At 69.9% G+C, this 24555-nt stretch carries 20 protein-coding genes; 8 read left to right on the plus strand and 12 right to left on the minus strand.

Annotation, left to right across the window (positions count from 1 at the left end; all coding sequences use genetic code 11):
• Nucleotides 1-20 precede the first annotated feature (20 nt).
• The gene (locus ACZ6S0_RS11825) at nucleotides 21-1058 is read left to right on the plus strand and encodes a sulfotransferase family protein (RefSeq protein ID WP_465915712.1); all 1038 of its coding nucleotides are present in this window, start codon (nucleotides 21-23) and stop codon (nucleotides 1056-1058) included.
• A gap of 82 nt (nucleotides 1059-1140) precedes the next feature.
• Here the strand turns inward: ACZ6S0_RS11825 and ACZ6S0_RS11830 are convergent, their stop codons facing one another.
• The 8 genes from ACZ6S0_RS11830 to ACZ6S0_RS11865 form a co-directional block, all read right to left on the minus strand.
• A complete protein-coding gene (locus ACZ6S0_RS11830; protein WP_465915713.1) occupies nucleotides 1141-2199 on the minus strand; it encodes a glycosyltransferase in 1059 nt (352 codons plus the stop codon).
• Nucleotides 2196-4826: a bifunctional glycosyltransferase/CDP-glycerol:glycerophosphate glycerophosphotransferase gene (locus ACZ6S0_RS11835; protein WP_465915714.1), complete on the minus strand. Its 2631-nt coding sequence runs from the start codon at nucleotides 4824-4826 to the stop codon at nucleotides 2196-2198. Before ACZ6S0_RS11835 ends, ACZ6S0_RS11830 begins: the two co-directional genes overlap by 4 nt.
• 93 nt (nucleotides 4827-4919) lie before the next feature.
• The gene (locus ACZ6S0_RS11840; protein ID WP_465915715.1) at nucleotides 4920-5669 is read right to left on the minus strand and encodes an SRPBCC family protein; all 750 of its coding nucleotides are present in this window, start codon (nucleotides 5667-5669) and stop codon (nucleotides 4920-4922) included.
• A gap of 97 nt (nucleotides 5670-5766) precedes the next feature.
• Nucleotides 5767-6621 carry an FAD binding domain-containing protein gene (locus ACZ6S0_RS11845; RefSeq protein ID WP_465915716.1) on the minus strand — a complete coding sequence of 285 codons (855 nt, stop codon included), beginning with the start codon at nucleotides 6619-6621 and terminating at the stop codon, nucleotides 5767-5769.
• Entirely contained in the window at nucleotides 6618-8966 is a 2349-nt protein-coding gene (locus tag ACZ6S0_RS11850; RefSeq protein ID WP_465915717.1) for a xanthine dehydrogenase family protein molybdopterin-binding subunit, read from the minus strand. The genes ACZ6S0_RS11845 and ACZ6S0_RS11850 overlap by 4 nt, the downstream gene beginning before the upstream one ends.
• On the minus strand, nucleotides 8963-9445 hold the full coding sequence (locus ACZ6S0_RS11855; RefSeq protein WP_465915718.1) for a (2Fe-2S)-binding protein: 483 nt from the start codon (nucleotides 9443-9445) through the stop codon (nucleotides 8963-8965). The genes ACZ6S0_RS11850 and ACZ6S0_RS11855 overlap by 4 nt, the downstream gene beginning before the upstream one ends.
• A gap of 70 nt (nucleotides 9446-9515) precedes the next feature.
• The gene (locus ACZ6S0_RS11860; protein ID WP_344896563.1) at nucleotides 9516-9719 is read right to left on the minus strand and encodes a hypothetical protein; all 204 of its coding nucleotides are present in this window, start codon (nucleotides 9717-9719) and stop codon (nucleotides 9516-9518) included.
• Nucleotides 9709-11502: a PspC domain-containing protein gene (locus ACZ6S0_RS11865; RefSeq protein ID WP_465915719.1), complete on the minus strand. Its 1794-nt coding sequence runs from the start codon at nucleotides 11500-11502 to the stop codon at nucleotides 9709-9711. The genes ACZ6S0_RS11860 and ACZ6S0_RS11865 overlap by 11 nt, the downstream gene beginning before the upstream one ends.
• A 113-nt stretch (nucleotides 11503-11615) precedes the next feature.
• Here ACZ6S0_RS11865 and ACZ6S0_RS11870 point away from each other — a divergent pair, with 113 nt between their 5' ends.
• From ACZ6S0_RS11870 to ACZ6S0_RS11880, 3 genes are all read left to right on the plus strand, one after another.
• Nucleotides 11616-12824 (plus strand): ATP-binding protein, encoded by a 1209-nt coding sequence (locus tag ACZ6S0_RS11870; protein ID WP_465915720.1) that lies wholly within the window; start codon nucleotides 11616-11618, stop codon nucleotides 12822-12824.
• Entirely contained in the window at nucleotides 12821-13453 is a 633-nt protein-coding gene (locus tag ACZ6S0_RS11875; protein ID WP_344896572.1) for a response regulator transcription factor, read from the plus strand. The genes ACZ6S0_RS11870 and ACZ6S0_RS11875 overlap by 4 nt, the downstream gene beginning before the upstream one ends.
• 198 nt (nucleotides 13454-13651) lie before the next feature.
• Nucleotides 13652-14653: a L,D-transpeptidase gene (locus ACZ6S0_RS11880; protein ID WP_465915721.1), complete on the plus strand. Its 1002-nt coding sequence runs from the start codon at nucleotides 13652-13654 to the stop codon at nucleotides 14651-14653.
• 83 nt (nucleotides 14654-14736) lie between these two features.
• Here the strand turns inward: ACZ6S0_RS11880 and pcrA are convergent, their stop codons facing one another.
• On the minus strand, nucleotides 14737-16995 hold the full coding sequence (gene pcrA, locus ACZ6S0_RS11885) for a DNA helicase PcrA (protein ID WP_465915722.1): 2259 nt from the start codon (nucleotides 16993-16995) through the stop codon (nucleotides 14737-14739).
• Nucleotides 16996-17112: 117 nt separating this feature from the next.
• On the opposite strand from pcrA, the gene ACZ6S0_RS11890 reads away from it, so the two are divergent.
• Nucleotides 17113-17832, plus strand: coding sequence for a PIG-L deacetylase family protein (locus tag ACZ6S0_RS11890; protein ID WP_465915723.1), 720 nt, complete (start codon nucleotides 17113-17115; stop codon nucleotides 17830-17832).
• 147 nt (nucleotides 17833-17979) lie between these two features.
• On the opposite strand, the gene sucD is transcribed toward ACZ6S0_RS11890, so the two are convergent.
• Nucleotides 17980-18855 (minus strand): succinate--CoA ligase subunit alpha, encoded by an 876-nt coding sequence (sucD, locus tag ACZ6S0_RS11895; protein ID WP_465915724.1) that lies wholly within the window; start codon nucleotides 18853-18855, stop codon nucleotides 17980-17982.
• A gap of 3 nt (nucleotides 18856-18858) precedes the next feature.
• A complete protein-coding gene (sucC, locus tag ACZ6S0_RS11900; protein WP_465915725.1) occupies nucleotides 18859-20040 on the minus strand; it encodes an ADP-forming succinate--CoA ligase subunit beta in 1182 nt (393 codons plus the stop codon).
• Nucleotides 20041-20397: 357 nt separating this feature from the next.
• On the opposite strand from sucC, the gene ACZ6S0_RS11905 reads away from it, so the two are divergent.
• Nucleotides 20398-21195: a hypothetical protein gene (locus tag ACZ6S0_RS11905; protein WP_465915726.1), complete on the plus strand. Its 798-nt coding sequence runs from the start codon at nucleotides 20398-20400 to the stop codon at nucleotides 21193-21195.
• Between the two features lie 100 nt (nucleotides 21196-21295).
• A complete protein-coding gene (locus ACZ6S0_RS11910) occupies nucleotides 21296-22153 on the plus strand; it encodes a hypothetical protein (protein WP_465915727.1) in 858 nt (285 codons plus the stop codon).
• Nucleotides 22154-22342: 189 nt separating this feature from the next.
• On the opposite strand, the gene galE is transcribed toward ACZ6S0_RS11910, so the two are convergent.
• Nucleotides 22343-23320, minus strand: a complete 978-nt coding sequence (gene galE, locus ACZ6S0_RS11915; RefSeq protein WP_465915728.1) for a UDP-glucose 4-epimerase GalE — start codon at nucleotides 23318-23320, stop codon at nucleotides 22343-22345.
• Nucleotides 23321-23834: 514 nt separating this feature from the next.
• On the opposite strand from galE, the gene ACZ6S0_RS11920 reads away from it, so the two are divergent.
• Nucleotides 23835-24473 (plus strand): neutral zinc metallopeptidase, encoded by a 639-nt coding sequence (locus ACZ6S0_RS11920; RefSeq protein WP_465915729.1) that lies wholly within the window; start codon nucleotides 23835-23837, stop codon nucleotides 24471-24473.
• The last annotated feature ends 82 nt before the right edge of the window (nucleotides 24474-24555 follow it).

Consider the following 24555-nt stretch of genomic DNA (forward strand, 5'->3'; position numbering starts at 1 on the left):
TTTTCGGGGGTTAGAACGAAATGTCAGACCGGCCAGTCTTCGTCATCGGATGCCCGCGGTCCGGCACCACGATGCTCCAGCTCATGCTCCACTCGCACCCCCGCCTGGCGGTGCCGCCGGAGACGCGCTTCCTCGTTCCCGCTTATTACCGGCGTCGCACGTGGGGCGACCTGCGGGTGGACCAGCGCCGCCGCGCCCTGGCGCAGTGGATCGCGACCGACCGCAGCACGAAGTTCCGCGAACTCAAGATCGACAAGGACGAGTTCGTCCAGCAGGCCGTGGACGGGCCGGGCTCACTCGGCTCCGTGTTCGGCACCGCCTTCCGCATGTACGCCGACCGCTTCGACAAGGCCCGCTGGGGCGACAAGCGGCCCAGCTACGTCAAGCAGGTGGACATGCTGCTGCGGCTCTTCCCCGACGCCCAGTTCGTCCACCTCATCAGGGACGGCCGCGACTGCGTGGCCTCGCTGAAGGAGATGCCCTGGTACACGCTGGACTCCTTCCACGCCGTCTCCACCTGGGCCGAGGCCATCGACGCGGGCGGCCGGCTGCGGCGCACCCTGGCCGAGGACACCTACTACGAGCTGCGCTACGAGGACCTCACCGACGACCCGATGACCGAGCTGAAGAAGCTCTGCCACTTCCTGGAGGAGGACTTCTCGACGTCGATGATCTCGCCGCGCGAGGCGGCCATCGGGGCGGTGCCGCAGCACAAGGTCTGGCACAGCAACACCCACCGCGAGGTCACCCGCAGCCGGGTCGGGAGCTGGGCCGCCAGGCTCGACGACTGGGAGATCGCCCTGTGCGAGCACATGCTCGGCGACCGCCTCGAGTCGATGGGGTACGAGCTGAGCGGCGCGCCCAGGCCGACCAAGGAGCACATCACGGCCTGCCAGAAGACCATGCAGAAGCGCAAGGCCAGCAGGATGCGCAAGGGCATGCGCGACCGGCTCAACCGGATGCGTGAGCCCGGCCCGGTGGCCGCCATGCTCACCACCCGCCAGCGCTCGCTCGCCGGCATCCCGCAGCAGCGCAAGGAGCTGACCGAGCCCGTGTAGCCGGGGCCGTCCCCTCCCGCCCGCGTCCCGTATGACCGGGACTCTTCGCACCAGCCGGGCGGGAGGCCACCCCCCCGGGAGGTCAGCGGTCGACGTGGGCGAACAGGGACTCCCACCCGTCCAGCACGTGGTGGAGCCGGAACGCCTCCGCCCGCGCCCGCGCCCCGGCCCCCAGTCGCCGCCGCTCCTCCTCGTCCCGCACCAGCCGCCCCAGCTCCGCCGCGAACGCGTCCACGTCCCCCGGCGGCACCAGCACAGGACCGGCCGACCGTACGCCGCCGGACACGTCGAAGGCCACCGCCGGCACCCCGTGCGCCCCCGACTCCAGCAACACGATCGGCAGCCCCTCGTGCTCGCTGGTCAGCCCCACGACCGAGGCCCCCAGGTACTCCTGGGACATCCGCGCGGCGGGCACCGCGCCCCTGAACACCACCCGGCCGCCCAGCCCTTCCCGCTCGGCGTGCGTACGCAGCCGGTCCAGCTCGCCGCCCTCCCCGACGAGGTGCAGCTCCCACGGCTCCGGCGCCCCCGACCGGGCGAACGCGCTGATCAGCCGGTCGAACCGCTTGACCCCCTCCAGCCGTCCCACGCCCAGCACCCGCGGCGACTCCAGCCGCGACACCTCGTCGGGCCATTCGGCCAGCGGGTTCGGCAGCGCGTGGGCGTTGGGCAGCAGCGCGTGCTCGGAGAAGCGCCGCGCGTCGTGCTCGGTGAGGAAGACCGCCTGGTCGAGGCCGGGGTAGTGACGCCGGATCGAGGCCAGGTGCCAGCAGCTCTCGGCGTGGTCGTACGAGCCGTGGTACTGCCCGATCGGGCGGAACCCGCGCGGCAGCAGCCGCGACACCCGGGCCACCACCGACGGCGAGGTCAGCACCGCGTAGCCCGTCCCGATCTCCCCGAGCAGCGCCTTGAGCCGGCGGTCGTACCGCTTGCGGGCCAGCGCGCAGTCCGAGGGGAACTGGCTGATCAGGTGCCGGTGGTAGCGGGGACGCTGGACGTAGCGGAACGGGGTGCCCGTCCGCTGCAGCCCGATCACGTGCACCTCGTGGCCGCGCCTGGCCAGTCCCTGGGCCAGGGTGTGGGTGACCCGCTGGACACCGCCGAGCGTGTCGGCGTCCAGGCAGGCGAACACGACGCTCATCGGGGCCCCTCGAAGAAGTCGGCGACGATCCTGGCCGTCGCGTCGCCGCGTTCGTCGGCGCACCACAGGTCGCGGAAGGCGGCGTACCGGCCGGCGTGCGACTCGTGCAGCTCGGGCAGCCGGCGCAGCGCCGTCACCAGCTCCTCGGTCGTGGCGACGCACGGGCCGGGCGCGATCGACGGCAGGTCGTGGTAGACGCCGCGCTCCGACAGGCGGTAGTCGTCCCAGTCGTCGATGAGGAACACCATGGGCTTCCCCGTCAGCGCGTAGTCGCACATGACGGAGGAGTAGTCGGTCAGCAGCGCGTCAGAGGCCAGCATCAGATCGTTGATCTCGGGGTACGCGCTCGCGGAGCGGACGAAGTGCCTGAGGTGCTCGGGCGGCTCGTAGCGCTCGACCGGATGCGTACGCAGCAGCACCACCCACTCGTCGGCCAGTTCGTCGGCCATCAGCGCCAGGTCCGCCCGTACGGATCGGCCGCTGCCCTTCACCCGGTCCCGGTAGGTGGGCGCGTAGAGCAGCACCTGTCGTCCGGGCGGCACCTCCAGCGCCCGCAGCACCTCGCGCGCCGCCCCGCCCCGCACGAGCGCGTCGCACCGGGGCGTCCCGCAGCGGTACACCTTGCCCGTGTAGCCGTTCGACGGCAGGAACACCCGCGAGAACTCCGCGCTCGGAGAGATCAGCGCGTCCCAGCGCGCGACGGCGGCCCGCCACCTGTCGCGCGGCCGGTCGAAGTCGCCGCGCAGGTCGGGCGCGTCGAACCCGATCGACTTGATGCCCTGCCCGTGCCAGGTCTGCAGGTAGCGCGTGCCGGCGGGCTTGGGGTAGTCGAGCGGGAAGCCGTGGCTGTCGACCCAGATCCCGGCCCTGGCCATGGTGTAGACGTAGCGCCAGCTTCCCCGGCGGACGAGCCGCGCGTCGGAGGGGAAGCTCCCGCGCCCCTTGGCCACCGACCAGACGACGTGGATCGGCAGCCCGCGCCGCCGCAGCTCCTCGTAGATGGCCCGGGGGCTGCCGCCGTACCCCTTGCCGACGTCCGACTCGAACAGCGCCAGGTCCTGGCGTCGCGGCAGCACCCTGATCAGCACCTTGTACGCCCGCAGCTTGTTCGCCGGCGTGCTGACGCTCCGCAGCAGCCGCCGCTTGACCCGCCGCCACACCGCGCGGGCGATGGAGTCGGGCCGCACGCACAGGTATCCGGCGTACCCCTCGACCTTGACCGTGCAGCCGCGCAGCTCGATCGGCTCGGTACGCGGGTCGGCGATGAGCCGGTCGGTCGTGGTGTGCCCGTCGGAGAGCCGGGTGAAGCCGATGCACGGGTCGCACCTGCCCGAAGGAACGAAGGTGACGTGGCTGACGTAGCCGCCCTCGTCCGACGGCTCCGGCTCGATGGGCACTCGCCGCCCGCCGAGCTGCAGGAACGCCCGCCGCTCCGGCGGCAGCACGCCGAACGGGTCGTAGGTCCGCACGGTCATCCGCACCCGCCGGCCGTCCGAGGCCAGGTCGGTCACCTCGTGCCGCAGCCGGGAGGAGGTGTAGGGCAGCTCGGCCAGCCGCAGCGGCGTGATGTCCAGCCCCGGGGAGGCCGAGGTGCCCCAGTACGTCCGTCCGCCGAGCTGCACGGCCGCCCGTGGCGCGGCCCGGGGCCCGTTCAGCGAGCCGGCCGCCAGCCGCAGGTCCTCGAACCTGTCGTCCAGGATGAGCCGGCAGCAGACCCGGTCCAGCGGGTCGACGCGCTCGTACACCTCGTCCTGGATCTCCTCCAGGTACGGCCGCACCACCGAGGCGAACTCCTTGACCCACACCAGGTCCCGCAGCGGCAGCGGGTTGAGGTAGACGCGCAGGTCCTGCCGCAGGAACCGGTACTGCCGGTACGGCACCAGGTCGGCGGCCCCGCGCTCGCGCAGCACGTCGTCGCTCAGCCGGGCCGCGATCACCCGCTGGCGCACGTTCTCCAGGTCGTCGACGCCCTGCGAGATCGAGTCGTTCCCCGGCGCCCGGTGCCAGTGGTAGACGACCCACGGCACGATCGCGAACCTGCGTGCCACCGCGTACAGCTCCGCGCCGAAGACGTGGTCCTCGTAGTGGATGTGCTCGGGGAAGCGCAGCCCGTGCTCGCGCAGCCAGGCCACGTCGTAGAGCTTGTTGGTGCTGAAGCAGTCGAGGAACAGCTCGGGCTCGGCCCTGACGCCCTCGACCACCCGCCGCCTGGCGAACAACGACGGGTAGTAGGGCCGCAGCCGCCCGTCCGACTCGGACAGCCGCGAGATCTGCCCCGACACGAACGCGGCCCCGGTCCGTTCGATCTCGGCGAGCAGGCTCTTGCAGGCGTGCCGGGGCAGCTCGTCGTCGCTGTCCAGGAACATGACGTACGGCGCCGCCGCCGCGGCGATCCCGTCGTTGCGCGGCGCTCCGCAGCCGCCGCTGTTGCCGGGTCTGCGCAGGTACTGCACGCGGGGATCGCGTTCGGCCAGCCGCCGGGCCACCTGCGGCGTGCCGTCCGTGCTGGCGTCGTCGCAGATGATCACTTCCAGGTCGCGCAGCGACTGCCCGAGCACGGAACGCACGGCTCTGGGCAGGCGGGCAGCGTCGTTGTACGTGATGACGACGACGGTGACGTCCGGCATCCCCAAGTCCTCCCGCTCGACCTTTCCCGGCGGGAATCGCACTTCCCCCATGCGGGATGAAGTGTCCGGACTTTATTGATTATTTGCCGAAAATCAGCGCGTAAGCCGACGAATCACCCAGATGATGGCGAGCAGCGCTACGAGCGCACCCGCGACGGGCGCCAGCCGCTTCAGCAGCGGCTGCCCGGCGATCTCCAGCAGGTCGAGCGCCTCCTCGTCGGGCGTGCGCGACGTGCGCAGCGTGCCCACGGGATGCGCGTCCTGCTCGGGCGACGGCACCGCGCTCAGGTGCCGTCCCTCCTCCGCCCGCGCCCCGACCGGCGCACCCCCGACCGGACCGCCACCGAGAGGCGCACCCCCGAGAGGCTCTCCCACGGACGTCGGCTCCACGGTGGACTCGGCGAGCAGATCGGCCAGGTTCGCGGCGAACTTCTCGATGAGCTTGCCGCCGACCTCCGCCATCACACCCCGCCCGAACTGCGCGGGCCGCCCGGTGACGTTGAAGGTCGTCTCCACGGTCACCAGCGTGGCCTCGCCGCGCGGCCGCATCCGCGCCCTGACCGTGGCGGAGGCCGTGCCCGAGCCCCTGGCCTCCTTGCCGGACGCCTGGATGGTGAGCGCGTAGGAGTCTTTGTCGACGTCCTCGAACCTGGCCGTGCCCCGGTAGGTGACCACGATCGGGCCGACCTTGACCTTCATCCTGCCGGTGAACTCGTCGCCCTCGAAGCCGTCGAGCGTCGCCCCGGGCAGGCAGGGCGCGACTCGTTCGACGTCGAGCAGCACCGCCCAGGCCCGCTGGATCGGAATGGGAACAGTGAACTCGTGCTCGAACCGCATCGCCATCGATCCGCTCCTTCCTCCGATGCCTGTGACCCTATGTCGCGACGGGGCCGCCCGCGTGGGGGACGCCCTGGAAGGAGGGCGTCCCCGGGCGGCGGGATCAGGGCGATCCCGCCGCGGCCAGCACCGCCCGACGGGTCAGGACCTTCGCCAGGTGCCTGCGGTAGTCGGGCTGGGCGTGCAGGTCGGCGGGCGGCGAAGTGCCGGCCGCAGCCTCCTGGCACGCCTGGCGTACCTGGTCGCCCGGCTCCGCGTCCCGCAGGGCCGCCTCCGTGGCCACGGCGCGCACCGGCGTCGGCCCCATGTTGGTCAGCCCGATCCTGGCCTCGGCGATCGAGCCGTTGGAGCGCCTGACGGCGGCCGCCACGCCCACGATGGCCCACGCCTGCGCGGTGCGGTGGAACTTCTCGTAGTGGAAGCCCCAGCCCCCGCCGAGCTTCGGGAGCTTCACCCCGGCCAGAAGCTCGCCCTGGCGCAGCGACGGCTCCAGGTAGTCGACGAAGAACTCGGCGGCCGGGATCTCCCGCTCGCCCTCCGCCGAGGCGGCCACGAGCACGCCGTCCAGGGCCAGCACCACGGCGGGCAGGTCACCGGCCGGGTCGGCGTGGGCCAGCGAGCCGCCGAACGTGCCCCGGTGCCTGATGGCCGGGTCGGCCACCTGGGCCGCGGCCAGCGCAGGCAGCGGGCAGGCCGCCCTCAGCACGGGCGAGCGCATGATCTCGTCGTGCGTGGTCAGCGCGCCGATGTAGACGTGGTCGCCGCGGTCGTGCACGCCGCTCAGCTCGGTCAGCCGGCCGACGTCCACCAGCGTCGACGGGTACGCCAGCCGCAGCCGCAGCAACGGCAGCAACGACTGGCCACCCGCCAGCACCTTGGCGTCCTCGTCCGAGGCCAGCGCCTGGCACGCCTCGGCGACCGAGCCTGGGCGCACGTAGTCGAACTGGGCGGGGATCATCGCCGCGCTCCTTCCCGTGCCCGTTCTTCGAGGGCCCGCCAGATCCGTTCGGGCGTGCACGGCATCTGGACGTCGTCGACGCCGCGCGGGCGAAGGGCGTCCACGATGGCGTTCACCACGGCCGGGGTCGAGGCGATCGTGCCGGCCTCGCCCACGCCCTTGACGCCCAGCGGGTTGCTGGTCGCCGGGGACTCGGTCCTGTCGAGGGTGAAGCCGGGCAGGTCGGCGGCCGACGGCAGCAGGTAGTCGGCCATCGTGGTGGTCAGCAGGTTGCCCTCTGCGTCGTACACGGCCTCCTCGAACAGCGCCTGCGCGATGCCCTGGGCGATGCCGCCGTGCAACTGGCCCTCGACGATCAGCGGGTTGACGACCTTGCCGATGTCGTCCACCGCCACGTACGAGCGGATCCGCGCCATGCCCGTCTCGGTGTCCACCTCCACCGCGCACAGGTGGGTGCCGTGCGGGAAGGAGTAGTTCTCCGGGTCGAACGTGGCCTCGGAGTCGAGCCGCGCCTCCACCCCGTCGGGTAGATCGTGCGCCGTGAACGCGGCGTAGGCCAGCTCCTGGATGGTCTTCCGCGCGTCCGTCCCGCGCACCTTGAACGCGCCAGCCTGGAACTCCAGGTCGTCGGGCGAGCACTCCAGCACGTGCGCCGCCAGCTTGCGGGCCTTGTCCTTGACCTTCTCGCACGCCTTGAGCACCGCGATCCCGCCGACGACCAGCGAGCGCGAGCCGTAGGTGTCCATGCCCTTGTGCGCGATCGCCGTGTCGCCGTGCAGCACCGTGACGTCGTCGAACGGCACCCCGAGCGCGTCGGCCACGATCTGGCTCCACGACGTCACGTGGCCCTGCCCGTGCGGCGACGTGCCGGTGATGACCTCGACCTTGCCCGTCGGCAGCATGCGCACCGAGCCGTGCTCCCAGCCGCCCGCCGCGTAGCTCGCCTCCCCGAGCATCCTGGACGGAGCCAGCCCGCACATCTCCGTGTACGTGCTGACACCGATCCCGAGCTGCACCGGGTCGCCCCTGTCACGCCGGTCGGCCTGTTCTGCCCGCAGCTTGTCGTAGCCGAACAGGGACAGCGCCTTGTCGGTGGCCGCCTCGTAGTTGCCCGAGTCGTACGTCAGCCCCGAGATCGTGGTGTACGGGAACTCGTCGTGCCTGATCCAGTTGCGCCTGCGCACCTCCACGGGGTCCAGGTCCAGCCGGACGGCCAGCTCGTCCATCACCCGCTCGATCCCGAACGTGGCCTCAGGACGGCCCGCGCCCCGGTAGGCGTCGGTGGGCATCTTGGTGGTGAACACACCCGTGCAGCCGAACTCGTACGCGTCCATCTTGTAGATCGCGTTGAACATCGCCGCGCCCAGCATCGGCACGCCCGGCGTCACCAGCATCAGGTACGCGCCCATGTCGGCCAGCAGGTCCACCTGCAACCCGCGGATGCGCCCGTCGGACTCGGCGGCCAGCCGGATGTGCTGGAGCTGGTCGCGTCCGTGGTGGACGGTCAGGTTGCCCTCGGAGCGGGACTCCGTCCACTTCACCGGCCTGCCGAGCCTGCGGGCGAGCAGCAGGCAGAGCACCTCTTCCGCGGTGACCTGGAGCTTCGAGCCGAACCCGCCGCCCACGTCGGGCGCGATCACGCGGATCTTGTGCTCGGGGATGCCGGTCACCACGGCCAGCATGACCCGCAGGATGTGCGGGATCTGCGTGGCCGACCACAACGTGAACGAGTCGCCGTCGGTGTCGGCCAGGACCGCCCGCGGCTCCATCGCGCTCGGGATGAGGCGCTGCTGGACGTAGGTCCGGTCGATGACGACGGGCGCGTCGCGGAACGCGGCCTCGATGTCCCCGGAGTTGATCTTCACGCTGAACGCCTTGTTGCCCGCCTCGTGCACCTTGGGGCTGTCGGCGGTGAGCGCCTGCCGCATGTCGAGCACGGCGGGCAGCGGCTCGTAGTCGACCTCGATGGCCTCCAGCGCGTCGGCCGCGCGGTAGCGGTCGGTCGCGATCACGCAGGCCACGGCCTCGCCCACGTAGCGGACCTCGGAGACGGCCATCGGCGGGTGGTCGGGGATGACGATGTCGGGGCTCACCGGCCACGCGCACGGCAGGCTGCCCTGCTCGGCCGCGAAGTCCTGGCCGCCGAAGGCCGCCACCACCCCCGGCAGGTCGCGCGCCCCCGACACGTCGACCCCGGTGATCCTGGCGTGCGCCATCGGGCTGCGCAGGAACGCCACGTGCAGCAGGCCGGGGCGGGAGAGGTTGTCCGTCCACTGCGTGCGCCCCGTCAGCAGCCTGGCGTCCTCCTTCCGCCTGCGCGGGCGTCCGATCTCCTGAACGGTCATGACGCGCTCACCGCCCGGCCCATGTCCTGCGCGCCCCTGCGTACGGCGCGCACGATGTTGCAGTAGCCGGTGCAGCGGCACAGGTTGCCCTCAAGGCCGTGCCTGATCGTCTCCTCGGACGGCTCGGGGTCGTCCCTGAGCAGGTCTATCGCGGCCATGACCATGCCGGGCGTGCAGTAGCCGCACTGCAGGGCGTGCTCTTCGTGGAAGGCCCGCTGCATCGGGTGCATCGAACCGTTCGCGCCCAGGCCCTCGATGGTGACGACGTCGCAGCCGTCGGCCTGCACGGCCAGCACCGAGCAGCTCTTCGCGCTCTTCCCGTCGAGCATGACCGTGCAGGCGCCGCAGTTGCTGGTGTCGCAACCGATGGGCGTGCCGGTCTTGCCCAGTCGTTCTCGGAGCAGGTGGACGAGCAGGAGCCGCGGCTCGACGTCCTCCTCGTACGTGGTCCCGTCGACGGTGATGGTGATTCGGGGCATACGTCCTCCCTCAGAAGCAGGGGAAAGGCGGACACTCCGAACCTACGCCGGTGTTATTTCCGGTCAAGGTTTACTTACCGCGGACCATTCGCGCGACGATCGCCACCAACCCTGCGAATGCCAATCCCAGCACCGTCACCCCGACCAGGACCAGCGTATGCGTGATCGTGCGTGTCACTGTCAAAATGCCCAGAACGATGAAGAGCACACCACTCAGCAGGGCCATCCAGTCCGTACGGTGCAGTTGACGGGGGCGTTCGACGTCACGCGGCACTGCGCACCTCCATGTCGCCCAGGCCGCCCTTCAGGTTCAGCACGATCGTGGAGACCTTGCCCTTCGGCTCGACCTCGGGCTCCATCACCTTGTTCACGCGTACGTCGACGCCTCCCGTGAGCGACGGGCCGATCACGATGTCGCCGACCTTGTTGCTGGCGTGCACCTCGACCCTGGCCGTGGACGGCACGATCACCTCGAGTTCGCCGGCCGAGATCGCCGCGCTGAACGTCACCCTCGTCCCCGGCGGCAGCTTCAGCTCCGACAGGTCCAGGCGACCGTCGCCCAGCCCGACATCGTAGACCTGACCGGCCTCCGCGACGCTGGTGGGCACCCATTCGACGGAGCCGAGGTTCCTGGGCACGCCGCCGAGCATCAACCCCATGCCCACGATCAGCACGAGCGCGGTGCCCGCGGCCACCAGGCCGGCCCCTCGGCCCCACCAGGCGGCGACGAGCAGCCCGGCGCCGATCGTGATGAGCATGGCGCCGCCGACGATGGTCGGGCTCACTCCGGCGGCCGACCTGGCTTGGACCGCCACGACGATCCCTCCAATGATGATTGCCAGCAGGATGGTGATGGCGCCGATGTACGACTTCGGCCGCCGCGCGCGTTCCCGCCTCGGGATCGGGCGGACATACAGGGCCGGGTCGTAGGGCCCGTGGCCGGCGTGCCCGGCCTGGCTCGCCCGCCTGGCCGGGTCGAGCGGCTTGAAGGGGCCGTTCGGCGCGAACGGCTCGCCCTGGCGGTAGTCGACGGCGGTCGGCGGGTCGGGCCGGTAGCCGCGCTCCTGGCGCGTGGCCTGGGCGGGCTGGGTGGGCTCGTACGACGGCGACGCGTGCTGCGCGGTCACCGCCTCCGGCGGCGCCCCCCTGTCCTCGCGCCGGTCCTCGCGCCGGTGGCCCTGGCGGGCCTGCCGGGCCTGGTAGGCCGCGTCGCGCACGCCCTGGGCGGCCTCCCGCAGCTCCTCGACGGTCGGCGGCACGGCCTCGGCCACCGGGGCCGCCTCCTGACGCGGGGGCGTGTCGTTCGAGGGTGCGACCTTCGGCAGCTCGCTCGTCGGAGGCTCTGCGGCCGGAGGCTCTGCGTCCAGGGGCACGTCGGACGGAGGCGCCATCGGGCCGGGCTCGGGGGCGCGGACGGAGAAATCCCGCCCGGGAGCGGGCACGTCCGAGACGTGCGGGGCATGCGAGACGTGCGGGGCATGCGAGACGTGCGGGGCATGCGGGTCATCGGGGGTTTCCGGAGTGGGGACAGAGGGGCCGGGCCGCGGGGCCTGGACGGGGGAGGCCGGGGCGGGGCTCTCGTAGAAGGCCGCCGGAGCCCCCTGCCGCCGCATCAGCCGCTCCGGCATCGACCGGGCCAGTCCCAGCAGATCGACCCCGCTGGAGTGCGCGGCCAGCAACGACACCGCCAGGAACACCGCGACCACCAGCGAGCCCGCGTCCAGCCACACCGTCGCCAGGTTGATCGCCAGCCCGAACCCCAGCACCGCCGTCAGCAGCGCCATCACGGTCTCGGCGTCGAAGTCGCGCCGCGTCCACTGCTCGATGATCCCCGGCCGGCCGTTCGGCTCCTTCATCAGCAGGAACGCCGCGAGATAGAGGAACAGCCCGATCCCGGCGCCGAGCAGCAGCACCGCGAAGCCCACCCGGAACACCACAGGATCGATCCCCGTGTGCCGCCCGAGCCCGGCGCAGACCCCCATGAGGATGCGTCCCTCACCGCTACGTCGCAGCTCTCGGGGGGGAGCGGCCGGCTGCCGGGGCGGAGCTTCTGTCATGGCTACCATCGTGGACGAACCCGCCGTGCGCCGCATCCGGGACACCCCTGACCTGACCCGGGGGTTGTTCCCTGATGCTCGCATGCCCGCCGACATGTGACTATGTCCATGTTATGGCTGACCAGAAGACACTCGCCGAGCAGAGCGGCGACAAGCCCTTCCGCCGGATGATGCGCCCGATGGAAGGGCGGCTGCTCGGCGGTGTCGCCCAGGGCCTGGCGACGCAGCTCAAGCTCGACCCCGTGGTGATCAGGCTGATGTTCGTGCTGCTCACCGTCGTCCAGGGCGCCGGTGCGGTGGCGTACGCGGTGCTGTGGATGATCACGCCGCGCGAGCCGCACGAGGGGAGTCCGCCGCAACGCGACTGGAGCCAGCTCGCCGCGTTCAGCGCCATCGGGGTGGCGCTGTTCGCGTTCAACTGGCTGACCGGGGCCTCGCAGGGAGGCATCGGCCTGCTGCCGTTCGCGGTGATCGGGATCGGCGCGCTGATCCTCTGGCAACAGGCCGATCCGGACCGCCGCCGGAGCTGGATGAGCGGCGCGACGCTGAGCATGCGCAAGAACCGGGTGCGTACGCTGCTCGGCATCGTCCTGGTCGTGATCGGCGCGATCGGCTTCCTGGCCGCGGAGGGCGAGCTGCCCCAGGTCAGAGACAGCCTGCTGTTCACCGTCGTGGTGGTCGGCGGCCTGGCGGTGATCGCCGCCCCCTGGCTGGCCGGCCTGTGGAAAGAGCTGCAGCAGGAGCGCCGCGAGCGCATCAGGCAGGAGGAGCGGGCCGAGGTGGCGGCCATGGTCCACGACTCCGTGCTGCACACGCTCACCCTCATCCAGCGCGTCGCCCACGATCCGCGCGAGGTGTCCCGCCTGGCCCGTTCGCAGGAGCGTGAGCTGCGCAACTGGCTCTACCAGCCGGCCCAGGACGCCGACGCCACGGTCGCCGCGGCCGTACGCCGGATCGCGGCGGAGGAGGAGGACGCGCACGGCGTGCCCATCGAGGTCGTCTGCGTCGGCGACCTCGCCCTCGACCCGGCGGGCAGGCTGGCCGCCACGTTGAAGGCGGCCAGGCAGGCGATGGTCAACGCGGCCAAATACTCTGAGAGTCCGTCCATTTCCGTGTACGCGGAAGTCGAGGGTGAAGAGGTCACGATTTTCGTGAAGGATCGGGGCAAGGGGTTCGACCTCGAGGCGGTGCCGCTCGACCGGATGGGCATCAGGGAGTCCATCATCGGGAGAATGGAACGTCACGGCGGCTCGGCCCGGGTGCGCACCTCGCCGGGTGAGGGCACGGAAGTGATGTTGACGATGAAGGTGGAGAAGGCATGACGCGCGTACTGATCGTCGATGACCACCGGTTGTTCCGATCGGGCGTACGCGCCGAGCTGGGCGACTCGATCGAGGTGGTCGGCGAGGCCGAAGACGTCGAGACGGCCGTCCAGGCGATCGCCGAGCACCAGCCCGACGTGGTCCTGCTCGACGTGCACATGCCCGGGGGCGGCGGTCAGGAGGTGCTGCGCCGGGTGCTGGGCTCGGGGTCGCAGGTCCGGTTCCTGGCGCTGTCGGTGTCCGACGCCGCCGAAGACGTCATCGGGGTGATCAGGGGCGGCGCCCGCGGCTACGTGACCAAGAACATCAGCGGCAAGGAGCTGACCGACGCCATCCGCCGGGTGTCCGAGGGCGACGCGGTCTTCTCGCCGCGGCTGGCGGGGTTCGTGCTGGACGCGTTCGCCTCCTCCGAGGCGCCCTCCATCGATCCCGAGCTCGACTCGCTGACCCAGCGGGAGCGGGAGGTGCTGCGGCTGATCGCGCGCGGGTACGCGTACAAGGAGATCGCCAAGGAGCTGTTCATCTCGGTCAAGACCGTGGAGACCCACGTGTCGTCGGTGCTGCGCAAGCTCCAGCTCTCCAACCGCCACGAGCTGTCGCGCTGGGCCACCGCCCGCCGCCTCGTCTGACCCCGTCTGGTCCTATATGGGGGCTCCTGGCCCTATTTGGCGACTGACATCTGACTGCGTCCGTTCGGTCCGGTGTAGATCCTTGTTTGGTGTGGATTGGACCGTTACGAGATAGTTATCGGCTAATCGCGCACAAATCATCCTCAACATTTGTCACATAAGGAGGTAGTCGAAGCACAAAGTCCAGGAGTAACCCCTTTGAAGCGCGTCACCCGGATGCTTCCGGCACTGATCGCACTCGTGACCGCGACAGCCTGCGCGGCCGAGAGCACCTCTGCACCTGTGGCCCAGGCGCCCGCCAGGGCACAGGTCCCGGTGCAGGTCAACGTACAGGCACAGGTCGAGCCCGCGACCCTCGCCGCGGCGGCGGCCCCGACCGAACCGCCGGCGAAGGCCAATCTGGGCATAGCCGACATAACCCCTATGGGGGAGAAGACGGAGAAAGTCGGAGTAGGCTTCCCGATCATCGTCACCTTCGACCGTGACGTCAAAGACCAGGCGGCCGTCGAGGCGCTGCTCGAAGTCGAGCCGGAGAAACCGGTGGAAGGGGCCTGGCGCTGGGTGTCGAAGCGCAAGGTGATCTACCGGACGAAGACGTACTGGCAGCCGAACCAGAAAGTGCTCTTCAGCGCGCGGCTGTCCGGACTGCCCGGCAACAGCGCCGCCAAGGACGTCTCCCGCCGCTTCGCCGTCGGCGCGAAGAACATCTCCGTGGTCGACACCCGCAAGCACACGATGAAGGTCTACCGCAACGGCAAGCTGGCCAAGAAGATCCCGATCAGCGCCGGCAAGGGCGGACTGGTCAGGAACGGGGTGGACGTCTATCTCACCACCAGCGGCGTTCACCTCACCATGGGCAAGAAGGCCGTGGAGACGATGACCTCCTCGTGGATGGGCGTGACGGACCCCAAGGACCCGCGCTACTACAAGGAGGAGATCCCGTGGGCGGTACGCATCTCCGACAGCGGTGAGTACGTCCACCAGAGCGCCGGGTACTACCAGTATCTCGGCCGCTCCAACCAGAGCCACGGCTGCGTGCGCGCCACCCCTGCCGGGGCCAAGTGGTTCTACACGATCGCCCAGCGCGGCGACGTCGTGAAGATCACCGGCACCAAGCGCAAGCTCCAGTGGAACAACGGGTGGAGCTACTGGCAGCTCAACTGGACCCAGTGGAAGAAGGGCAGCGCGCTGAAGAGCTGACCCGCGCGTACGGTCACGGGCCGCTCCTCCGCCAAGGGGAGCGGCCCCTCCCATATGCCGGGGGTGACGGTTTTCAGGGGACCCTAGAGCTTCTCCAGCGGCGCGTACGCCAGCAGCAGCGTCTTCTCCCCGTCACTGCCGAAGTCGATCTTGACCTTGGTCTTCTCCGCGACCCCGTCCACCGACACCACCGTGCCCAGCCCGAACGCGTCGTGCGAGACCCGGTCGCCGGGCGTCAGGCTCGGCATCGTGCGCCCTCCGCCGCCGCCGCTCTTCGCCGGAGGGGTGCGGGCGGGCTCGCGCCGCGTGGCGGCGCTCCAGGCGGACTTCTCCGGGTCGGTACGCCAGTCGATGAGCTGCCCGGGCACCTCGTTGACGAACCGCGAGGCGGGGTTGAACGAGGGCGCCCCCCAGGAACTGCGCACGGCCGCCCGGGTCAGGTAGAGCCGCTTCTGCGCCCTGGTGATGCCGACGTAGGCCAGCCGCCGCTCCTCCTCCAGCTCTCTGGGCTCGCCCAGCGACCGGACGTGCGGGAACACGCCGTCTTCCATGGCCGTCAGGAACACCACGGGGAACTCCAGCCCCTTGGCGGTGTGCAGGGTCATCAACGTGACGACCCCCTGCCCGCCGTCGGTGTCGGGGATCTGGTCGGCGTCGGCCACCAGCGACACCTGCTCCAGGAACTCCACCAGCGTGCCCTCCGGGTTGGCCTCCTCGAACTCGGAGGCGACGGAGATCAGCTCGTTGAGGTTTTCCAGGCGCGACTCGTCCTGAGGGTCTTCCGACGCCTCCAGCTCGGCGCGGTAGCCGGTGGCCACCAGCACCTCCTCGGCCAGCGCCGACGGCGGCACGCCCGCGGCCTTGGCGATCAGCTCCTCGACGAGCGCGACGAACTCGCGTACGGCGTTGAGCGAGCGCGTGGCCATCCCGTAGGCCTCGTCGGCGCGGCGCAGCGCGTCCCAGAACGAGATGCGCTCGCGCGAGGACAGCGCCTCGATCATGGCCTCGGCCCGCTCGCCGATGCCGCGCTTGGGCACGTTGAGTACGCGCCGCAGGGACACCACGTCGGCCGGGTTGGCCAGCACCCGCAGGTAGGCCAGCAGGTCCTTGACCTCTTTGCGCTCGTAGAAGCGCACGCCCCCGACCACCTTGTACGGCAGCCCGGTGCGGATGAAGATCTCCTCGAACACCCGGGAGGCCGCATTGGTGCGGTAGAAGACCGCGACCTCGCCCGGCTTGACGCCCTCCTCGTCGCTGAGCCGATCGACCTCCTGGGCCACGAACATGGCCTCGTCGTGCTCGTTGTCGGCCACGTAACCCACGATCTTGGGCCCGTCGCCCTGGTCGGACCAGAGGTTCTTGGGCTTGCGCGACTCGTTGCGCGCGATCACGGCGTTGGCGGCGGCCAGGATGTTCTGGGTCGAGCGGTAGTTCTGCTCCAGCAGGATCGTGCGGGCGTCGGGATAGTCGCGCTCGAACTCCAGGATGTTGCGGATCGTCGCGCCCCGGAAGGCGTAGATGGACTGGTCGGCGTCGCCCACCACGCACAGCTCGGACATGTCGCCGCCCGAGCGCACCAGCTCACCGTCGGCCGTGCGCAGCTCGGGATGCCCCACCAGCTCCCTGATCAGGATGTATTGGGCGTGGTTGGTGTCCTGGTACTCGTCGACCAGCACGTGCCTGAACCGCATCCGGTAGTGCTCGGCCACCTCGGGGAAGAGCTGGAACAACGTCACCGTGTTCATGATGATGTCGTCGAAGTCCATCGCGCCGGCCTCGGTCAGCTTGAGCTGGTAGCTCTTGTACGCCTGCGCGAGCGTCTTCTCCAGGTGCGAGCCCGCCCTGTCGAGCGCCGTCTCGTAGTCGACCAGCTCGTTCTTGAAGTTGCTGACCTGCGCCGAGAACGAGCGCGGCGGGTAACGCTTGGGGTCGAGCTCCATCTCCCGGCACACCATGGCCATGAGCCGCTGCGAGTCGGCCTGGTCGTAGATCGAGAAGCTCGACGGGAACCCCAGCCGCTTGGCCTCGCGCCGCAGGATCCGCATGCACGCGCTGTGGAACGTCATCACCCACATCGCCTTGGAACGCGGCCCGACCAGCTTGTCGATGCGCTCCTTCATCTCCTTGGCGGCCTTGTTGGTGAAGGTGATCGCCAGGATCTCGCCCGGATGCGCCTCACGCTCGGCCAGCAGGTAGGCGATGCGGTGCGTCAGCACCCGCGTCTTCCCGGATCCCGCCCCCGCCACGATGAGCAGCGGACTGCCATGATGAATCACGGCCTCGCGCTGCTGCGGGTTGAGACCGTCGAGCAAGGGGTGGTCAACAGAGACTTGGGTCGGCACCTACCTAGGTTAAGACGCTCCACCGACAATCGGCGCCCGGAATGCCATCGGCGGTTGCCCGGAATGCCGTCGGCGGGCGGCCGGTTGTGATCGGTGGAAGGCCGGGAAAGGGGAGTCATGCTGCCGGAGAGCGAGATCAACAGGGTGCTGGTCGTGACCGCCCATCCCGATGACGCCGACTTCGGCTCGGCGGGGACCGTGGCGTTGTTCGTGGACCGGGGCGTGGAGGTCACGTACCTGCTGGTCACGGACGGCGACGCGGGCGGCAACGAGCGCACCCTGGACAATTCCGGCATGGCGGAGCTGCGCAGGTCCGAGCAACTGGCCGCCGCCAAGGCGGTGGGCGTGAGCGACGTACGCTTCCTCGGTCAATCCGACGGCCGGGTGGTGCCGTCCCTGGAGCTCAGGAAGGCCATCGCCCGAGTGATCCGCCAGGTCAGGCCCGACCTCGTCATCACCCACCACCCCGACCGCAACTACAGGTCCATCGCCCCCAGCCACCCCGACCACCGCGCCGTGGGCGGCGCGACCCTTGACGCGGTGTATCCGGACGCGCGCAATCCGTACGCGTTCCCGGAGCTGATCGAGGAGGAGGGGCTGGAGGCGTGGACCGTACGTGAGGTGTGGCTGAACGGCGGCGCCACCCCTGACCACTGGGTGGACATCACGGAGACCATCGACCGCAAGCTCGCGGCCTTGCGGTCACACGTGAGCCAGGTCTCCCACGTCGAGGGCTTCGCCGACTTCGTCAGGAGCCGCTTCGCCGCGTGGGCGAAGGAGGCCGGGCTCGGCGAAGACCGCTACGCGGAAGCCTTCCAGGTCGTCCCCACGGGCTGAGAGGGCATCGGCCCGGGGGTGAAAGGTTCATCCCAGCCGAGGTCCACCGCAAATTGGGGGCGGGGCGGAGTCGCGGGCAAGCGAAAGGCCCCGCACCGCGCGTGCGTCCGCGCGGCACGGGGCCTCCTGCCCGACCGGGAGAAGCGGTCAGCGAGCCTGCATGATCTCGCGCATGAGCCGCGCGGTCTCGGAGGGGGTCTTGCCGACGCGTACGCCGACCTTCTCCAGGGCCTCCTTCTTGGCCTGCGCGGTGCCGGCCGAGCCGGACACGATGGCGCCCGCGTGGCCCATGGTCTTGCCCTCGGGCGCGGTGAAGCCCGCCACGTAGGCCACGACCGGCTTGGTGACGTTCTGCTCGATGTAGGCCGCGGCCCGCTCTTCGGCGTCGCCGCCGATCTCACCGATCATCACGATCGCGTCGGTGCCGGGGTCCTCCTGGAACGCCTGCAGCGCGTCGATGTGCGTGGTGCCGATGACGGGGTCGCCGCCGATGCCCACGGCGGTCGAGAAGCCGAAGTCACGCAGCTCGTACATGAGCTGGTAGGTGAGCGTGCCGGACTTGGAGACCAGGCCGATGCGGCCGGCGGTGGTGATGTCGGCGGGGATGATGCCGGCGTTGGAGGCGCCGGGGGAGGCGATGCCGGGGCAGTTGGGGCCGATGATGCGGGTCTTGTTGCCCTTGTCCACCGCGTACGCCCAGAACGCGGTCGAGTCGTGCACCGGCACGCCCTCGGTGATCACCACCACGAGCGGGATCTCGGCGTCGATGGTCTCGATGACCGCGTCCTTGGTGAACGCCGGCGGCACGAACACCACCGACACGTCGGCGCCGGTCTGCTCGATGGCCTCCTTGACCGTGCCGAACACGGGCAGGCCCTCGTGCGTGGTGCCGGCCTTGCGGGCGTTCACGCCGCCGACGACGCGGGCGCCGGAGGCGAGCATGCGGCGGGTGTGCTTGGTACCCTCACCGCCGGTCATGCCCTGAACGATGATCTTGCTGTTTTCCGTCAACCAGATGGCCATGGGTCACGCACCTACCGCAGCGAGCTCGGCGGCGCGCTTGGCCGCTTCGTCCATCGTGTCTACCAGCTCGACCCGCGGGAGCGCGGCGTCGGCCAGGATCTGCCGCCCGAGCAGGGCGTTGTTGCCGTCGAGGCGGACCACCAGCGGGTGGGTCACGGCCTCGCCACGGCTCTCCAGCAGCTTGAACGCCGAGACGATGCCGTTGGCGACGGCGTCGCAGGCGGTGATGCCGCCGAAGACGTTCACGAAGATCGACTTGACGCTGGGGTCGGAGAGGATGATCTCCAGGCCCGCGGCCATGACCTCAGCCGACGCGCCGCCGCCGATGTCGAGGAAGTTGGCGGGGGACGGCTTGCCGGGGAACGCCTCGCCGGCGTAGGCCACCACGTCGAGGGTGGACATGACCAGGCCCGCGCCGTTGCCGATGATGCCGACGTCGCCGTCGAGCTTGACGTAGTTGAGGTCCTTCTCCTTGGCCTTGGCCTCGAGCGGGTCCTCACTGGCCTTGTCGGCCAGCGCCTCGTGGTCGGTCTGGCGGAAACCGGCGTTCTCGTCGAGGGTGACCTTGCCGTCGAGGGCCTTCACCTGGCCGTCGGCCGACAGGATCATGGGGTTGACCTCGACGAGCGTGGCGTCCTCGTCGACGAAGCAGCACCAGAGCTTCTCGATCAGCTCGGCGGCGCCGTCGAGCGCCTTCTCCGGCAGGCCGCCGGCCACCGCGATCTCGCGGGCCTTGGCGCGGTCGATGCCGGTCAGCGCCGAGACCGGCACCTTGGCGACCTTCTCCGGCGAGGTGTGGGCGACCTCTTCGATGTCCATGCCGCCCGCGGCGGAACAGATCGCGAGGAAGGTACGGTTCGCGCGGTCGAGCAGGAAGGAGAAGTAGTACTCCTCCGCGATCGCGCTGGCCTCTTCCACGAGCACCTTGTGGACCGTGTGGCCCTTGATGTCCATGCCGAGGATGGCCTCGGCCTTGGCGACGGCGTCCGCGGCGTCGTCGGCCACCTTCACGCCCCCGGCCTTGCCCCGGCCGCCGGTCTTGACCTGGGCCTTGACGACAACGCGGCCGGTCAGCTCCTGAGCCGCCGACCGCACCTCCTCCACGGTGTGGGCGACGATGCCGCGTGGCACCGGGATGCCGTAGTCAGCGAAGAGCTCCTTCGCCTGATGTTCGAACAGGTCCACGAGGGTCCGTCCTTGCTTGTCCGACTGATGTTCGACGGCCCGGGCATCTGCGCTGATGGTCGCGGTCCGCATCGCCGTTCGGTGGCTCCGTTCGTCGCTCTCTCACGGCGAGCTCCTACGCTCAGGGACGCGTGCCAGGGCGTTTCCGCCAGTGAAGCCTAGCCCGAAGCTTGACCTGCCCAGGTCATCGGGTCACGGTTCTCCCGCGGTGTGACGGTGATCTCACTTCTTCAGGACGGCTCCTGCACGGAAATTGCACGGATTAGCCCGCATAAGACCCAACACTCGATATATCCTCGTGATCTTCAAATGGCAGGCTTACCCTCCGTTCTTGCTGAAATGCCGAAGGAAACCTTTATGAAGCGAATTCTCGCGGGCCTGGCGCTGGCGTCGTCCGCCGCGCTCATGACCGCCGCGCCCGTGCAGGCGGCTCCCGTCGATCCGGTGAAGGCGCTGAAGAAGCAGTACGTCACCGGGCACGGGGTTCGGGTCTCGGAGAGCGTCAAGACGGTGACTGACAGCAAGACCAGCACGTCCATGACCAGGAACGGGACCTTCGGGTTCGGCGGCTCGGGGGTCGTCGCCGCGGACCTGCGTACCGGGCCGAAGGACGCTGCGGGCCTGCTGCCGCAGCGGATGATCACGGTGGGCAAGGACACCTATGCCCAGGGCGGGCTGTTCAGCGAAGAACTGCCCGAAGGCAAGAAGTGGGTGCGCTACACCTCTGAAGGCGCCCCTGTCTACACCAGCCAGCCGCTCAACATCTTCGACTCCAAGGTGCTGAAGAGGCTCGTCTCCAAGGCCAAGAGTTTCAAGGGCGGAACGTACCAAGGCGTCATCGACTTCGGCGACCTCGGCAAGCTCAGCGGCGAGAAGGTTCCGGGGAAGTTCGCCGAAATCAAGATCAACTACGTTCTCGACGTGAACTCCAAGGGCCTGGTCGACCGGATCCGCAGCCAGTACACGATGGACTTCGGTGTGCTCGGATCCACCACCTCCACGGTGAACACCCGGTTCACGGGCTGGGGGGCCAAGATCACGATCAAGGCTCCCCCCGCCGACGAGGTGGTCGACTTCAGCGAGCTGGGGGCCGACACGCAGGTGCCGCAGGAGATCCCGAACGGCTCGCTGAACTCGCTCGGCGGGGCCCAGTAGGTTACCGGGCCCGCCGAGCCGCTCCACGGGGCCGCATGCCGGCTTCGACGTGCCAGGGAAACAGCAGTATTTCCCCCTCAACAACAAAGGAAGAATCCGTATGAAGCGAATCCTCACGGGCGTGGCGTTAGCCACGACCGCCGCTCTGGTGACCGCCACGCCCGCGATGGCCGCCGCGCCGAAGGATCCGGCGGTCGCCGTCAAGAAGCAGCTCAAGCCCGGCAAGGGCGTGAAGTTCAGCGAGCGCACCACGATCATCGACGGGACGACGCGCGAGATCTTCGTCCGTCGTAGCGGCACCCTGCAGTTCAGCAAGTCGGGGATCGCCGCCTCCGACAGCACCGGCAGGTTCAACATCTCCCTGAGCCAGCTCGGCGAGCTGCCCGAGGGCGAGACCGGTGAGATGATCAAGTCGCTGGCCAGGGAAGAGCGCACGATCAGGATCGGCACCACGTCGTACCTGTCGGGCGGCATGTGGGAGGGCCTGCTCCCGGAGGGCGAGACCTGGTTCAAGGCCCCCAAGGGCCCGACCGGCGGCCTCACCGGCACGTTCGGGCAGCCGCTGAACCTGGCCGAGCCCGCCACGATCAAGACCCTGCTCAAGGGCGCCAAGACCACCGCGAGCGGCTATGCGGGCACGACCAAGGTCGGGGACATCTGGAAGGCGTCCCCCTGGCTGCGTTCCACCTGGCTGAGCGAGCCCACCGCGAAGGCGAAGAAAAGCTCGATCTCGTGGAAGATCACGGTGAACTCGGCGGGCCTGCCGACGCGGCTGGTCACGACGTTCCCCGGCTCCGTCATCGGCGGTGATGGCAGCATCAGCGTGGACACGCGCTACACCAACTGGGGCACCTCCGTGTCGATCAAGGCGCCGACGAACGAGGTCGCCGACGAGTTCAAGGACGGCGGCGACGACATCTCCAAGCTGCCCATCCCGCTGGGCAGCCTGGCTGGCTGACCAGGCCCTCCGGGCACTTCGGCGGCCCCGGCCTGATTCGGGCGGAACGGCCGCTTCGACCCTCTCCCGTCGCTTCGGCGGGAGAGGGTCTCCCCGGCCGACGGGTCGGCCGGGACGGCAGCGGCCCTGGTTATGGTTGTGGCCCTGGTTGTGGTTGTGGTCGTGGGTGGGGGGCGTGGTTGTGGGTGGTCAGGCGAGCCGGGAGTCGCGCAGGCTCGCCCATTCGAGTGAGTGCCTGATCCCGTCTTCGACCGAGTGCCGTGCCTGCCAGCCGAGCAGGCGGCGGGCCCGGTCGCTGCGCGTGTAGGCCCCGGCCACGTCACCGGGGCGGGCGGGGGTCTCGACGACCTCGACGGGACGCTCAACGACCCGGTTGAACGCCTCGACCAGTTCGCGGACCGTGGTGCCCGCGCCGGTGCCCAGATTGATGACGTCGGTCTCCAGCTCGTCGAACCGTTCCAGGGCCGCCACGTGGGCGGTGGCCAGGTCCCACACGTGGACGTAGTCGCGGATGCCGGTGCCGTCGGGGGTCGCGTAGCCGGTGCCGGTGATCCGGAACGGGACGCCTTCCTCGTACGACTCGATCATCTTGCCCAGGGCGTGGCTGGGGCGGCGTAGTTGCAGGCCCGTACGCATCCGGGGGTCGGCACCGATCGGGTTGAAGTACCGCAGGGACAGGATCCTGATCGGCCGTCCTGCGGCGACGTCGGCGAACATGCCCTCGCAGACCGCCTTCGTCCGCGCGTAGGGGCTCTGGGGGTCGAGCGGCGACTCCTCGGTCACCGTGTGGTCGTCACCGGCGCGGTAGATGGACGCGGAGGAGCTGAAGATCATCCGGGTGCAGCCGTTGCGCAGCAGGTGGTCGACGAACTCCAGGCTCTTGGTGACGTTCGCGCGGTAGTAGCCGATGGGGTCGGAGACCGAGTCGGGGACCACGATGAGCGCCGCGCAGTGGATGACGGCCTCGATATCCGGATATTCCGCGAATATCTTGTCAATCAGTGGCCCGTCACTGATATCCCCCTCATAGAACACCCGCCCCTCGGCGAACTCCCGCCGCCCTGTCACGAGACTGTCGAGAATCACGGGGGCGATGCCGGCGTCGAGGCAGGCCGACGCGATCGTGCTCCCGATATAACCCGCCCCGCCGGTAATCAAAACGCGCATCCCCGCACCTTAACCATCGGCGGACCATGGCGTGAGCGGGCCTGTGGACAACTCCGCTTTCCTGCGTCCGGTTTGGGGTTTATCGCCCGGTACGGTCACCCGCGACTTGTGGAAGCGGGAGCCGATTCGGTCCGCGCTTGCTTTCGGGCTCTGGCCCGGTCGGCCGTGGCGTGCGACATTTCCACCTATGGGCAGGGACGTTCCGGCGCTCGCGTTCCGTGGGGACGACCGCCGTGGACGCCGGCGGCGACGCACGATCCACCGGTGGCGCCGGCCGGTGTACGCGGCCGTGGACGGGGTACCGCATGTGCGCGTGGAGAACCGAGTCCTGCCCGCCGGGCCGTCCGTGACCGACGTCGTGGCCCGGTGGGCTCGGCACGCGCCTCCGCCGGCCGGGGCGCGGGGAGGTGGGGGCGGCCGAGCCGACCTCGCGGCGGCCGCTGCCCGTGACCCCCGTCCCCATCGATCGCATGCACACCGACGAACCCGTTCACCCTTGGGATGCGTGAGGCCCGTGACCCGTGCTCTGATCGTCGTCGCACTCGTCGTGCTCGCCGCCGCGTGCGGCGCCGCCCCGCCGCGCTCCATGGACAGGGAGGGGACCGACACGTTCGAGGGCGACGTGCGCACGGCCCGTACGCTGGCCGAGGCGTTCTGGACGCAGCAGTTCCAGCAGCTCGGCCGGGTCTACCGGCCCATCGAGGACTTCATCCCCTACTCGGGGAACGCGGGGCCGAGCTGCGGCGGGCAGCCCGCCGTCCCGAACAACGCCTTCTACTGCCCCATCGGCCACTTCATCGCCTACGACCAGGAGTGGATGGAGTCGTTGTGGACCCAGATGGGGGACGGCTCGGTCTACGTCATCGTCCCCCATGAATTCGGGCACGCGGTGCAGGCGCAGCTCCAGACCGGCTTCGACCTGAACGTCCAGATGGAGCTCCAGGCCGACTGCTACGCAGGGGCCACCCTGTCGGCCCTGGTGAACTCGGGCGCGCTGCTGGCCGACGAGGGAGACGAGGGCGAGCTGTTGCTGAGCCTGGCGGCCGCGGGAGACCCGACGGACGACTGGCTCAACCCGGCCGCCCACGGGACGGCGGAGCAGCGGCAGTCGTCGTTCGTGACCGGTTACCGGGGCGGGGTGGGGGGCTGCTGAGGGTGTACGAACCGGCCACCGATCGGACCCCGGGATGTAGTCACAGGTCAACCCGGAGGAGGATGTAGGCGATCACGTCCAC

Source organism: Nonomuraea sp. NPDC051298, from assembly GCF_055586305.1.

Bases quoted from the DNA above. Each gene is read 5' to 3' on its own strand.
- ACZ6S0_RS11850 (WP_465915717.1), bottom strand. From the start codon at position 8,966: ATGACCGTTCAGGAGATCGGACGCCCGCGCAGGCGGAAGGAGGACGCC.
- ACZ6S0_RS11830 (WP_465915713.1), bottom strand. From the start codon at position 2,199: ATGAGCGTCGTGTTCGCCTGCCTGGACGCCGACACGCTCGGCGGTGTC.
- ACZ6S0_RS11870 (WP_465915720.1), top strand. From the start codon at position 11,616: ATGGCTGACCAGAAGACACTCGCCGAGCAGAGCGGCGACAAGCCCTTC.
- ACZ6S0_RS11865 (WP_465915719.1), bottom strand. From the start codon at position 11,502: ATGACAGAAGCTCCGCCCCGGCAGCCGGCCGCTCCCCCCCGAGAGCTG.
- ACZ6S0_RS11855 (WP_465915718.1), bottom strand. From the start codon at position 9,445: ATGCCCCGAATCACCATCACCGTCGACGGGACCACGTACGAGGAGGAC.
- ACZ6S0_RS11910 (WP_465915727.1), top strand. From the start codon at position 21,296: ATGAAGCGAATCCTCACGGGCGTGGCGTTAGCCACGACCGCCGCTCTG.
- ACZ6S0_RS11875 (WP_344896572.1), top strand. From the start codon at position 12,821: ATGACGCGCGTACTGATCGTCGATGACCACCGGTTGTTCCGATCGGGC.
- ACZ6S0_RS11825 (WP_465915712.1), top strand. From the start codon at position 21: ATGTCAGACCGGCCAGTCTTCGTCATCGGATGCCCGCGGTCCGGCACC.
- ACZ6S0_RS11835 (WP_465915714.1), bottom strand. From the start codon at position 4,826: ATGCCGGACGTCACCGTCGTCGTCATCACGTACAACGACGCTGCCCGC.
- ACZ6S0_RS11905 (WP_465915726.1), top strand. From the start codon at position 20,398: ATGAAGCGAATTCTCGCGGGCCTGGCGCTGGCGTCGTCCGCCGCGCTC.
- galE (WP_465915728.1), bottom strand. From the start codon at position 23,320: ATGCGCGTTTTGATTACCGGCGGGGCGGGTTATATCGGGAGCACGATC.
- sucD (WP_465915724.1), bottom strand. From the start codon at position 18,855: ATGGCCATCTGGTTGACGGAAAACAGCAAGATCATCGTTCAGGGCATG.
- ACZ6S0_RS11840 (WP_465915715.1), bottom strand. From the start codon at position 5,669: ATGGCGATGCGGTTCGAGCACGAGTTCACTGTTCCCATTCCGATCCAG.
- ACZ6S0_RS11890 (WP_465915723.1), top strand. From the start codon at position 17,113: ATGCTGCCGGAGAGCGAGATCAACAGGGTGCTGGTCGTGACCGCCCAT.
- ACZ6S0_RS11845 (WP_465915716.1), bottom strand. From the start codon at position 6,621: ATGATCCCCGCCCAGTTCGACTACGTGCGCCCAGGCTCGGTCGCCGAG.